This is a genomic window from Methanosarcina mangrovi (assembly GCF_052057765.1).
Classification (GTDB): domain Archaea; phylum Halobacteriota; class Methanosarcinia; order Methanosarcinales; family Methanosarcinaceae; genus Methanosarcina.
The window spans coordinates 4,047,904-4,060,834 of record NZ_CP195120.1 but is presented as its reverse complement, the minus strand read 5'-3'; the positions used below and the strand labels follow the sequence as shown (position 1 = coordinate 4,060,834).

At 41.1% G+C, this 12,931-nt stretch carries 11 protein-coding genes; all 11 read left to right on the top strand.

Annotated features, from left to right (window positions below):
• The first annotated feature begins 84 nt into the window (after positions 1 to 84).
• The 11 genes from ACSAZL_RS17995 to hemB all read left to right on the top strand — a co-directional run bounded on the left by ACSAZL_RS17995 (position 85) and on the right by hemB (position 12,506).
• Positions 85 to 1,263, top strand: a complete 1,179-nt coding sequence (locus ACSAZL_RS17995) for an outer membrane lipoprotein-sorting protein (protein WP_440945960.1) — start codon at positions 85 to 87, stop codon at positions 1,261 to 1,263.
• A gap of 369 nt (positions 1,264 to 1,632) precedes the next feature.
• On the top strand, positions 1,633 to 2,706 hold the full coding sequence (locus ACSAZL_RS17990) for a hypothetical protein (protein ID WP_440945959.1): 1,074 nt from the start codon (positions 1,633 to 1,635) through the stop codon (positions 2,704 to 2,706).
• Positions 2,707 to 2,735: 29 nt separating this feature from the next.
• The gene (locus tag ACSAZL_RS17985) at positions 2,736 to 3,176 is read left to right on the top strand and encodes a hypothetical protein (RefSeq protein WP_440945958.1); all 441 of its coding nucleotides are present in this window, start codon (positions 2,736 to 2,738) and stop codon (positions 3,174 to 3,176) included.
• Positions 3,177 to 3,665: 489 nt separating this feature from the next.
• Complete coding sequence (locus tag ACSAZL_RS17980; RefSeq protein ID WP_440945957.1) at positions 3,666 to 5,297, top strand: right-handed parallel beta-helix repeat-containing protein; 1,632 nt, start codon at positions 3,666 to 3,668, stop codon at positions 5,295 to 5,297.
• Positions 5,298 to 5,736: 439 nt separating this feature from the next.
• Complete coding sequence (locus ACSAZL_RS17975; RefSeq protein ID WP_440945956.1) at positions 5,737 to 6,147, top strand: hypothetical protein; 411 nt, start codon at positions 5,737 to 5,739, stop codon at positions 6,145 to 6,147.
• A gap of 646 nt (positions 6,148 to 6,793) precedes the next feature.
• Complete coding sequence (ahbD, locus tag ACSAZL_RS17970) at positions 6,794 to 7,843, top strand: heme b synthase (RefSeq protein ID WP_440945955.1); 1,050 nt, start codon at positions 6,794 to 6,796, stop codon at positions 7,841 to 7,843.
• Positions 7,844 to 7,854: 11 nt separating this feature from the next.
• Positions 7,855 to 8,403, top strand: coding sequence for a siroheme decarboxylase subunit alpha (gene ahbA, locus ACSAZL_RS17965; protein ID WP_440948892.1), 549 nt, complete (start codon positions 7,855 to 7,857; stop codon positions 8,401 to 8,403).
• Between the two features lie 4 nt (positions 8,404 to 8,407).
• A complete protein-coding gene (gene ahbB, locus ACSAZL_RS17960; RefSeq protein ID WP_440945954.1) occupies positions 8,408 to 8,866 on the top strand; it encodes a siroheme decarboxylase subunit beta in 459 nt (152 codons plus the stop codon).
• Between the two features lie 175 nt (positions 8,867 to 9,041).
• Entirely contained in the window at positions 9,042 to 9,719 is a 678-nt protein-coding gene (locus ACSAZL_RS17955; RefSeq protein WP_440945953.1) for a precorrin-2 dehydrogenase/sirohydrochlorin ferrochelatase family protein, read from the top strand.
• A 295-nt stretch (positions 9,720 to 10,014) separates the two neighbouring features.
• Entirely contained in the window at positions 10,015 to 11,373 is a 1,359-nt protein-coding gene (gene hemA, locus ACSAZL_RS17950) for a glutamyl-tRNA reductase (RefSeq protein WP_440945952.1), read from the top strand.
• A gap of 158 nt (positions 11,374 to 11,531) precedes the next feature.
• The gene (gene hemB, locus ACSAZL_RS17945) at positions 11,532 to 12,506 is read left to right on the top strand and encodes a porphobilinogen synthase (RefSeq protein WP_440945951.1); all 975 of its coding nucleotides are present in this window, start codon (positions 11,532 to 11,534) and stop codon (positions 12,504 to 12,506) included.
• Positions 12,507 to 12,931: the final 425 nt, after the last annotated feature.

The following is a 12,931-nucleotide window of genomic DNA, read 5'->3' as shown; positions in this document are numbered from 1 at the left end:
TGACATGACCTGACATGACCTGATATGACCTGACATTATCATGCAAATCCGTTTGTTAATTTAATAATCTGTGGAGAACTCTATATGAAGAATAAATCCAAAAGATATTTACTGCTCATCCTGTTCCTGGCATCTCTATCCATTTTTATTTCAGGTTGTGGGGAGAAATCCGTTGTTGAAGGGGTTACATCTGACATACGGCTCGACGGTGAAGAAGTCGTATATAACATGCAGATGAAAATGGATAGTCTTGAAGACTATTCTTTCACAATGTATGTAAATTCAAGTTCAAGAGGGCAGAATCCGGAAATATATGAAGTTGTCTGGAAAAAGCCTGATTTAATGAAAATGATTCTTTTAGGTCCGGATAATGATACGAAAATAATTATGGTCTCTGACGGAGATTTCCAATGGATTTACAGTTCCGAATCCGAGACTGTTTTCAAAGCGGAAACTTCGGATGATTTTGACGGTTTGAAACTTTTTGAGCCTGATGTTTACGCTGGTTTTTTGAACGGGTTCGTCCTTAGTGGGAGGTCCCCTTCCCTCCTCGGGACCGAAAATATAGATGGGGAAAGCGTATATTTGCTTGAGCTCACACCTTCTGAGAATAATGAATCACTTCAATGGAAATCAAGAATATGGGTCGACAGCGAAAACCGGATGCTTCTCGGGTATGAACTATATGGCAGCAAAGGAAATGTTTATCTTGACATGAAAATTCGGGACCTGAAATTGAATACGGGAATTCCGGATTCTGAATTTGAGTTTAATATTCCGAATGGGGCACAGGTAAAGGTATTGGAGCCGGAAGACTTCAAAAATGAGCCTGAAAAAATGACGCTTGAAGAAGCAAAACAACTTACTGATTTTGAAATACTTATCCCTGAATATCTCCCGGAAGGATATGAATTTAATTATTCTACGGTATCTTCCGGTATCGATAGGCCTTATTCCACTTTTCTCCATAGCGGCTTCAGCATTTTTGCAGAATACCCTCGCGAAAAGGTCACTTTGGTATATACGAATGGGGAAGACGAAATACGTATTGTAGAAAGCATTTCTGAACAGAGTTTACCTGAAACTCAGGATTTTGAAAGTGAAGGAGCGCCTGTTCCGGTCAATAACAAGTCCGGTACGATTTCTTCGGTATTTGGAGGAAATATGAAAGCTCTGGCCTGGCAAGATGGGGAACTCGAAATTACTATTTTTTCTTCTCTTGATAAGGGGGAGCTACTTAATATTGCAGAATCTTTCTCCTGATATCCGAGAAATTTTAGAACGAATAAAATAAGCGGTGAAGTTACAGACTTCACATTCTTTTTTGTTGTAAAAAAGTACTGGCGACATTTGGGAGTTACAATCATTCTGTCAAAATCATCATGTAATTTTTCACATAAAGTGTTACAACTGATGAAAGTAATCGTAAATTCAGCGTTTATTGTTAGATGATATGGTGAAAAACTTTATACTTTATATAGGATATCTCAGAAAATAGTTTGTGGAGTTCAAACGCACCTTCCAGAGTAGATTTGAACTCCGTTGTGCCCGGAGGCATGGGTTAGTGTTAGCCTTGCGGTTATTTAAGGCTTGCCTGATTCTGCCTCTGGAGTAACAAAAAGAGGTAAAAGAATGATTGCAAACAGAAAATTTGGAGTTGGTGCGCTACTTGCGGCAATATTCCTAATTAGCACGGCTTTTTTGCCGGCTGCGAATGCCGAAACTGAAAAGAATTCTAATGAAGTTTCAATAGAAAACAGTATAACTTATACTGATGCAGAATTGCAAGATTTGTATCTCAAACATAATATAAGTGAAAACGATATAAAATTTGCAAGAGGTGAGTTGCCTAACTTCTTGAAGGAAACAATTCTAAATGGTGATACAAAAGTTATAGTTACTGAAGATGGTAAACCACTCGAGAATATGAAAGAAGGAATAGATTATGATATGATAATAAGTGAATCTGAAATGCTTAGTATCGTTAAACAAGCAGAAAAAGATTACTTTGATAAATATGGTGTTGATCCGTCAAATCCAAAAATAGATATTGTTGATGGTAAAGCAATTCCAACTGAACAAATAAAAATATTTGTAGAGAATGGTGACATTGAATTGTCTGATTCATCCATATCATCAACTGTTACAGACTGCTTAGTACGCTCAGTTTCTTGGAATCCTAAAGAAGTAAACGACAGAATATACGTGCATGTCTATCCAGCAATTGATAGTGTTCATAAACCACGTCAAAACTACTATCAAGACACAATAGATGGAAGTGAAAGATTCGAGGACTTTGGAATAGATGTATATAGAGTATGGCATTATGACAGTTGGGATGCAGGTGACGAATTATATGATCGATATAATGCATCAAATATTCTTGATGACCTAATAGATGATTGCTCATACATCAGAGATAGCGACAACGACATTGTTCTTGGATGGGTAGATCTTCTAGATCATAATGGAATCGCAAAACGAAACGGACCATACAGTCTTTGTGCAGTTGAAGCATCAGGAGTGGATTGGCCACATGATAGCATTGTACAACATGAGATTTCACATAACTTTGGTGCTTTAGATCAAGGGACGTACATTAACGAGCACCCTGAATGCATAATGAACTATAACTGGGCATACTTCGGAACAAATATCTGGTGTTCAGATTGTGCAAATGATGTACAATATGGAATTGATAATTAAATTAATGGATCAATTTCCATTATTTTTTTATGGGTGATAAATTGAATATATTAAAAATAATAATAGCCATTATTCTGATTTTCTTTGTTTTGATAATGCTTCTTATAATGGCACCGCTGGCGTTCACGACAATCGAACCACTATATACAATTAAGAATTGTGACGAACACCCACATAATGCAACAGTCAAAATCACTGGATATAATGGAGAGTATTTTGAAGAAACATATTATCAACTCAACCCGGGACAAAAGGTAAGTGTAGAAAAACCAAATAGGCTTTTACTAAAATGGTCAAACCCATTTAAGGATGGGTATCTGCACTACGCATCCGGGGATTATAACTACCATATTGTATCTGAGAATATATCCGCGACCTATTATTCAACTCCACACCTTACAAACACGGTAATCTTTGAGTTAATCAATGAAAGTGGAGAATTCAATGTGTTTATTACAGAAAATACATAAAAAACTCACATGAAATTCTTCGAATAACAGACACAAAGAAATGAAAATACTTTTCAAATTACAGTACTTTCATGCCAAAGAAAGTAACTATCCAGCCTATTACACTATGTCAATTGATATTGATTTTGATGAACCCGAGGGGTTTGAGAACTAACTGAGGGACAATGGAAAAAACGAAACCAATAACCCAATCACAGAAGAAAGCTTCTACGGTACTTGTTATGCAGCAGTTCTTAGAGGATATTATACAAGCAGCCGACACTTCCAACTAAATGATCCAAATACTTGGACTGGTGAAAGCACGATGTTTTAGTACTATACAAGTAATCCTTTATTTAACTATGAAGAAAATGTCTATGAGTTCACAGGGTCGACTGATACATCATCAATTGAATATTCCTACTTGGGATAAGAGAATAACGTGAAATATTTAAATGAGATCCATTTGATCCGTTTCTTGTTTTTTCTACAAGTACGTAAGGTTATAGTATGAAACTCAAAAATTTATTTACCATGTTGCTGATTATTTTTACAATCAACTGCGCATCTGCTACTACGATTACGGTGGATGACAGTGGAGGAGCAGACTATTCTTCTATACAGGAAGCAATAAACTTTGCACAGGAAAATGACTCAATCCTGATCTACAAAGGAAACTATTCGGAAACTCTTACTATCGATAAACAATTAAAAATCGGTTCTATTTCTCGCAACCCGGAAGATGTAATTATAAACCCTGACTTCTCTTCTCTACCGATAATCCATGTTACATCAGACAATGTAGAAATAACCAACTTGACAATTTCTGGGAACAGCAGTGAAAATCAAACCTCGGGAATCTTATTGGACGGGGTCAGTAACTCGCTTGTTCAAAATAATATCATTTCAAATGTTCAGGATGGTCTTGTTCTAAATGCCTCTTCCAGATGCAGTATTGAAAATAATACTCTATTTTCAAACACTCTGCATGGAATCTATCTGATTAATTCGGCAGACAATGATTTGACGAATAATCTCATCATTGGAAATAAACGTGGGCTTTACCTGAATCTATCAAATCAAAATACTTTAGCCAACAACAATGCCAGTAACAATGAAAACTATGGGATTGCTCTCCGTAAAGCAAATGCCAATAACTTAACAAATAACCAGTTTTTTACGAACAAATACGGGCTTTGCCTAATCGTTTCTCTCGAAAATATAATAGTGGATAACATTGCTGGCAACAACAAACAATCTGGCTTTCTTTTATGGATCTCAGAGTCAAATAACTTAAAAGATAACATTCTAATAGAAAATGGAAACTCTGGTGTCTATCTTCAGGCTTCTGATACAAATACTTTAATTAGAAATTTCTTCTCTAACAATTCCAATGCTATTTCAATGGACTATTCCAGCAATAACCTTGTCATAAACAACACTTTTAGTTCTAATAAGGAGTACGGCATATTCTATTTACACTATTCAAACAAAAGCAACACTATCAAAGAGAATATTTTTTTAAATAATAAAAAAGGAGACGATAACCTCCCTTCTTCCTCCATACCAATTTATATCTTTATTCTTCTGGCAGGAGCTGGCCTTGCATATTACTTACAGAAAAGATCCCTGTTGAAAAAAGCCCTTATAGGCTTAGGCATTTTAACTATAATATCTTTGATTGCAATTGTTGCCTGGTACTTCCCGTTTGAATCCGGTCTTTCCGGGAACAATGTAGAAATTACTGATTTCAGCTGGTATAATTCCTCTAAAATTAATGAAACGCACACACAGGTTACTCTATCGATGGATATTAATTACAGAAATAAACAGGCCTATGACTACAGTTTTGCTGAAAATTCACAAACTGATGTTATCCCAGCCAGAGTCCAGATCCTTTCGAGGGGATATAAACCAGATGTGGACACAGAAATACCTTATTCACTAATTTATGAAGAATATATTAATCTAACGTACCGGAAACCATTCAATTATGAAGCAACTCTCGATTTAGAAAATGGCATGGAACATGACGTTCAGACGATAATTGTGTTCAAACGAGAATTTGATTATCCGAACCCATATGGGGAAGAAATAAGATGGGAACAACTTGGAGGATGGCAGCAACTGATATTAACCTGAGAGGTTTCCAATCTTGTTTCCCCTTCCGCTCAGGTTGAGTCTGCAGGTATTCAATCGTAAAATCTTCTGTACAAAATACTGGCAATAGCCATGGACATATAATCTTTCTGCCCAGGGTATCAAACAATTTACCATTAAGTATCACTGCTGAAGAAGATAATCTGAACTCCAACATCCTTTTTGATTGTTAGAGACTCTGGTCGGAAAATTCATAAACAGTTAACTTCTAGTGGTTTATGGAGTTCAAACGAACCTTCAGATAGATTTGGACTCCGTTATGTCTGGATGCATAGTTATGTTAGGTTTGCGAATATTTGAGGCTTGTCCGATCCTTCTCTCCAGGATATAAACAGCAGTGAAATGGATAATAATAAAGGAGTTTTGTAGTAAAAATTCTACTTTTGTCAATATTTTGTATAGATTTATAGGGGGATTTCAAATGGAAAATGTCAGAAAAATACTTCTCTTCTTGCTGATCATACCCATAGTTGCAATTGTGGGTTATTATGCATTGATATTTCTTCTAGGTGGTCCGGCTTTACCTAATTTTTTTGAAATCAGAAATAATGATGCAGGGACCAATGAAGTAACTGTAGAAATATTGGACTCGCACAACAGTTCCATGTTCAAGGAATCATACAAGCTTTATCCGGATGAAAGGGTTTCAGAAGCAAAACCGTTTAGTCTTCTATATTCTATTGGAATGAAAAAATATACATTCAAGATTACTCTGGATAACGGTATTGAAGAAGAAACTCTCTCAGTACCCTTACATCGTTGGAGCACAGCTGTCATAGATATAGATTCGGAAAATGAGGATCCAATAATGATAATGATGGAAACGGTTTGAGAGGGAGCTTATCCAGGTATTCTCTAACAAATTTCCACATCACTGAAATCATATTTTGTATGGCAGGGAACAAACTCCTCCCCAATGTATAGTTTTCTTAAACAGCCCTTATTGGGACACAAACCCACAGACCCAACTGCATATTTTTTCATCTCAGCTTGCAAGAAAAATCTCAAACTGATTACTGTAAAAACCGAAGCGCATTAATAGCATACTAGAATAACAAATAGTTAGATCTGGTAAGAAGTTATTTTCTACTTAATTCATCGCCGGTGCCAGGCTTCCCGCTGACGGCCATGTTTTTCCTGAAATGTTCTCTCCACCGGAGTGCAGACGGCAAGGCCGATGTAGCTTCCCGAACTCCTCTGTCCTGAGCCGGTAGGGATTTTAAGCGTTTGATAGCAAAATCTTCGGGCTTCAGTCAAATAAACCTGACTTCCCGTTATTTTTTACAGGTTCCTGTTTGAAATGACAGAATATTAATATTACTTTATTAATATGGTCTCTCAAGTTTCAATAAGATTAACTATCAGTAAAATTAATCCTTATCTATATTCAGTCTTCAGGTTATGATTCTTACGTCATTATTATCGTTAATCCGTAACCTTCATTGACCTTTGACTGTCATCAATAAAACCCTTAATTCATGATTGCCATGACAAATCCACCAAGGCTTATTGCATGGGAACTCACTGCGGGCTGCAACCTTAACTGCGTGCACTGCAGGGGAGCTTCCACCTCCTCGGTTCCCGAAGGGGAACTTACTACCGAAGAAGCTAAACATTTCATTGACGAGGTTGCCGAACTTGGAAAACCCATCCTCATCCTGAGCGGAGGTGAGCCTCTTACCAGACCGGATGTCTTTGAAATTGCCAGGTACGGGACTGATTCCGGGCTTCGCGTGGTGCTTGCAACGAACGGGACCCTCCTGACTCCGGAAGTTGTGAAAAAACTAAGAGATTCCGGAGTGCAGAGGCTCAGTATCAGCCTTGACGGAGCAAATGCAAAGACACATGACGAGTTCCGCGGGATGCCAGGAGCTTTTGAAAGGACGCTTGCAGGCATCGAAGTCCTCAGGAAAGCCGGTTTTCCTTTCCAGATCAATACCACGATTTCGAGGCGCAACCTTGAGGAAATCCCGAAGACTTTTGAGCTTGCAAAAGAGCTCGGGGCAGTTGCGTACCATGTCTTTTTCCTTGTGCCGACAGGCAGGGGAGAAGAGTCCGATGAGGTTTCTCCTGCAGACTACGAGCGTATCCTGCACTGGTTCTATGATATGCAGAAAGAATCGGAAATCCAGCTGAAAGCGACCTGTGCCCCCCACTACTTCAGGATAATGCGCCAGCGGGCAAAAAAAGAAGGTATTGAAATCTCCGTAAAGACCCACGGCTACGAAGCCATGACGAAGGGCTGCCTCGGAGGGACTGGCTTCTGTTTCATCTCAAGCGTCGGAGAAGTTTATCCCTGCGGTTATCTCCCCGTACTCGCCGGAAACATAAGGGAGCAGCCTTTCAAAGAGGTCTGGGAAGACTCCGAGGTCTTCAGGAAACTGAGAAATCCCGAAGAGCTCAAGGGAAAGTGCGGGATATGCGAATACAAAAAAGTCTGTGCAGGCTGCAGGGCAAGAGCCTATGCTGCAACAGGCGACTATCTCGAAGAAGAGCCTTACTGCATATACAGGCCCGGAAAAAAGTGATAGTGATCCAGATGATTGGCATTGAAAGTTTAAAAGATCAGCTCCGGAAAGAGGCTGTCGATTTTTCCTGTGATATGGATCATACTGACAGGGAAGTTCCGGTAGTAGAACTTGATGAGACCGACAAAAAAATCCTCAACCTTATCCAGCAGGAAGTCCCTCTCGAAGTCGAACCTTTTGCAAAGTTAGGCGAGATTCTCGGGCTTTCGGAAACCGAAGTCATTGAAAGGCTGCGTGAACTCAACAGGAAAGGAGCGGTAAGAAGGGTAGGCCCTGTCCTCAGCACGAGAAATATGGGGGGCGTAAGTACTCTTGTAGCCCTGAAAGTGCCTGAGTCCCGCATAGAGGAAATTGCTATTTTTATTAACGAGTATCCCGAAGTTTCTCATAATTATCTCAGAAGTGCTGCACAGTATAATCTCTGGTTTACGCTTTCTGCTCCTAATAAAAACAGGCTTGAGAGGATTCTCAGCGAAATTCGGGAGAAAACAGGCTGTCCTCTTCTTGATCTTCCTACAAAGCACCTGTTTAAGATTCAGGTAAAGTTTGATATCAGGTGAAATTATGGATAAAACGGACGTACAACTGCTAAAACTCGTGCAGGATGGAATTCCTATCACTCATTCTCCTTTCAAAGGGTTTGCTTCTGAGCTTGGAATCAGTGAACAGGAGGTTGTTGACAGGCTTAAAAACCTCCAGAATGCCGGGAAGATCCGTCGCTTTGCGGCTTCAATCGGGCACAGAGCCATAGGCATAAAAGCCAATGCAATGTGTGTCTGGAATGTTCCTGATGAGCAGATCGAAACGGTAGGGAATATCATGGCCGAATTTCCCGAAGTTACGCACTGTTACGAACGCCCTCGCTATCCCGACTGGCAGTACAACCTGTTTACAATGGTCCATTCCTATACCCCCGAAGACTGCAAAGAAGTTGCTGAAAGGATCTCGGAAGCTACCGGGATTAAGGATTATACGCTTTTCTTCAGTGATAGAGAATTCAAGAAAACAGGAGTCAGGCTTTAAAGGATGGCTGTAAAAGCTGGCTGTAAAAGTGACTTTAAGGTTGACTTTAAGGCGTTTCCCAAGAGTTTATCTATTATTTGTTACGAATTTATCAAAGATTATTAACTATCTCCTAATTAATTATATTAACAACCCATCAGGTGTTTATTTACTTTGTATCTCGAGGTCCCTGAAAATGGCTGAAACAAATAATTTTATCCCCCTGATGCTTGACCTTTCAGGCAGGAAAGTCGTGATTTTCGGGGGTGGCTCCGTTGGGGAGCGCAAGGCTGAACTTTTCTGCGGCTGCGCAGATACTGTTATCGTCAGCCTTGACTTCTCCGAAAGGCTACAGGAACTCGGGGCATCAGGGCAGGTTCAGCTGCTCAGGCTTGACCTTACAGCAGCAGGGGACTCCGAGCTAAGGGAAATCATTTCAGGAGCTTTTCTTGTCATTCCTGCAACCAGCAGTTCCGAACTTAACCGAAAAATCACTGATATTGCAGGGGAAAGCGATATTTTGATTAATCAGGTGGATGCTTTAGGTAATGTTGTAATCCCCTCGGTTATAAAAAGAGGTGACCTTGTGATAGGGATTTCCACCCTCGGGCGCAGTCCTGCTGTCTCGAAATACACCCGCAGGCAGATTGAAGGGGTGATAACTCCCGCATATTCCGATATGATCCGGCTTCAGGACGAATTGAGGACTTACCTCAAACTGCACGTAAAGGAGCAGAGGAAAAGGAAAGTGCTTCTCTGGAAAGTCCTGGAAAGTGAGAGTGTCTGGAATGGCTTTTCCGAATCTTACGAGAAGGCCGCAGAAAATGCATATGCAATAATCTCGGAGAATTCCGATAACCTCGGATCACTCTGATTAACGTTCGTTGAATGAAAAATCCTTTAATGATGATAAAATGCTTTAATGACAATAAAAATGCTTCAGTAATATTGAAAATGCTTTGATGGCAATAAAAACGCTTCAGTAATATTGAAAATGCTTCGATAACCATAAACACGTTTTGATATGAAAGAAAACACTTTGGATATTTGTCAGTTGAATGGAAACCCTTTAGTAAAAAAAATGGCTGAGGATTTCCGGACAAGTTTAATTTACAACTCCTTATATTATTCATTTTATTTCCTGTATTCATTCTATCCGGAGGCTCTCTGTGACAGAAATCTCAAGTATGGTTATATCCCATAAAAAAGCAAAGGTTGAGGAAATGGAGTCCGCCTGGCACGGAGATCTGGACGGGCTGCTTAATAACCTGTACAACCATGAGTATGTATACGAGTGCGTCGTCTTAAAAACCTGCAACCGTGTTGAAATTTATGTTGTTTCCCCCAAAAGCAGCAGTGTACTTTTCTCTTTTGCAAAAGAAATGGGAGCTTCCACCCATATCATTGACTTTTACGGGCATGACGAGTCCCTGGAACACCTGCTAAGGCTTGCAGGGGGTCTTGAGTCCATGATTGTAGGAGAAGACCAGATACTCGGGCAGATAAAGGATCTCTACGCTTATTCAAAGAAAGCCGGAACCACAGGCAAAGTCCTTGATACGGCTTTTGACAAGGCTATCCAGGTAGGCAAGCGAATCCGAAACGAGACCCGGATCAATAAAGGTTCGGTCTCCATAGGCTCTGCGGCTGTGGATCTTGCTGAAGATATCTTCGGAGGGCTCACGGGGAAATCCGTGCTCGTAATCGGAGCCGGAGAAATAGGAGTCCTGGTCGCAAAGGCTCTTGCCGAAAAGGATATCGAAGCCATTTACATTGCAAACCGCACTTATAAGAGAGCTGAAGAAATTGCCTACGAACTTGGTGGGCATGCAGTCAGGCTTGACGATATCAGGGAATATCTTCCGGGCGCGGATGTCGTGATCAGCGGCACCGGGGCTCCCCATTATATCCTTACGCGGGATATCATTGAGGAAGCCGTGAAGGGCAGGGACAGAAAGCTACTTCTTATCGATATCGCAAATCCCAGGGATATTGAGGAATCCGTTGTGGAGCTTGAAAATGTCGAGCTCTGCAATATCGATAACCTGAGGGTCATAAGCGAAAGAACTCTGAAGATGCGAAAAGAAGAAGCAAAAAAGGCTGAAGCTATTATCCAGGAAGAAATCCGACTTTTAAATATCCAGTACAAACGCCAGAAAGCCGACCGTTTGATTTCCGAGCTTTACAGGCAGGTCTATGATGTCCGTGTAAGGGAAAGGGAAAAAGCAGTCAACCGGCTCAGCGCCTATCATACCATAGGGGAGATCGAAACCGAAGTGCTTGACGACCTCACTCATTCGATCGTTAACAAGATCCTTGCCGAGCCTACCAAAGTCCTCCGTCAGGCTGCAGAACTCGGAAACGAAGAGTTCCTTGATGTGGTTTCAAGGGCTTTCTGTCTCGAAAAGGATAAGGCAAAACTTGAAAAAATAAACCAGGCAAAGTTTGAACAGATAAAACCCGGCTGTGCAAAAGAGCAGGCTCCGGTTAAAGAACAGGCAGTGGTTAAAGAGCAGGGCAGCGGTTAAAGATTAAGGCTGAAACGTACTGGAAAGCAGATACGAAATTATCCGCATGCAGAAATAATTCTGACAGAATCAGTTTCCAGATTAAATCAACTTCCCGGAAAATAATTTCCGGATTAAAGCATTCACAGTTAAAATATCCAGATATCAGGAGTGATCACATGTTTCCAGAAGTCAGGTTGAGAAGACTGAGAAAAGGAAAGATCAGGGACCTTGTGCGGGAGACTACCTTATCCGTGAATGACCTGGTCATGCCTATTTTTGTGAACGAAAATATCGATTCCCCGGTTGAGATCTCTTCCATGCCCGGAATATACAATTTCTCCCTCTCCGAGGTTGCAAAAGAGGCAAAAGAGATCGCAGACCTCGGGATCCCGGCAGTGATCCTTTTCGGAGTGCCTGCCTTCAAGGACGCCGAGGGAAGCTCTTCCTGCGGGGAAACCGACGTTGTCCAGGAAGCTGTAAGAAGGATCAAAGCCGAACTCGGAGACCGGCTTGTGGTGATCACGGATATCTGTATGTGTGAGTACACAAGCCATGGGCACTGCGGGATAATCGACTTTGAAACCAGGGAAATCCTCAACGATCCTACCCTCGATGTCCTCGGGAAGATTGCTGTCAGTCATGCGAAAGCAGGGGCTGATATGGTAGCTCCTTCGGGAATGATGGACGGGATGGTAGATGCAATCCGGCAGGCACTTGATTTCAGCGGGTTTGAGAATATTCCCATAATGTCCTATGCCGCAAAATACCATTCCTGCTTCTACGGTCCATTCAGGGAAGCTGCCGAATCGGGCTATTCCTTCGGAGATCGTTCGACCTACCAGATGGACCCTGCAAACAGCGACGAAGCACTCAGGGAAGTAACCCTTGATGTGGCAGAGGGTGCAGACATCCTTATGGTAAAGCCCGCTCTCCCCTACCTGGATATCGTATACAGGGTCAAGACCGAGTTCGATATGCCAACAGCCGCATACAATGTGAGCGGAGAGTATTCCATGATCAAGGCAGCTGCAGCCAACGGGTGGCTTGACGAGAAAAAAGCCATTTACGAGTCCCTTATCTCGATCAAGAGGGCAGGGGCGGACTTCATTATAACTTACTTTGCAAAGGATGCTGCCCGGATGCTGAGGTAAGGGCTTCTTTTCAGGCGCTTCTTTTCAGGCATTCCCTTTTTCAGGAGCTTCAATCAGGACTTTCTTTCAGGCTCCTTTTACATTTTATTTTTAAGCCTGCCTGTTAATTGCCTGCTGATTTTACCTGTATGCTGTCCTCAAGGAGTGCTCCCATCAATAACTGCTTAATAGGTGAAGGCTCTGTTATAAAGATAAATATGAATCATAGGTAATGACAAATATAGAGCATAGGACGGAGCATTAACTTGATCCGGACGGAGCATTAACTTGATCCGGACGGAGCATTAACTTGATCCGGAAGCTAGCTCGAAAAAGCAAACCTGCTTTACGTTAATTTGCTTTGATTTGCTTTTATTCGCCTTGATTTGCCTTGATTTGCTTTGATCTATTTAATTTACTCAATTGACTAAGTTAACCCGGTTTAT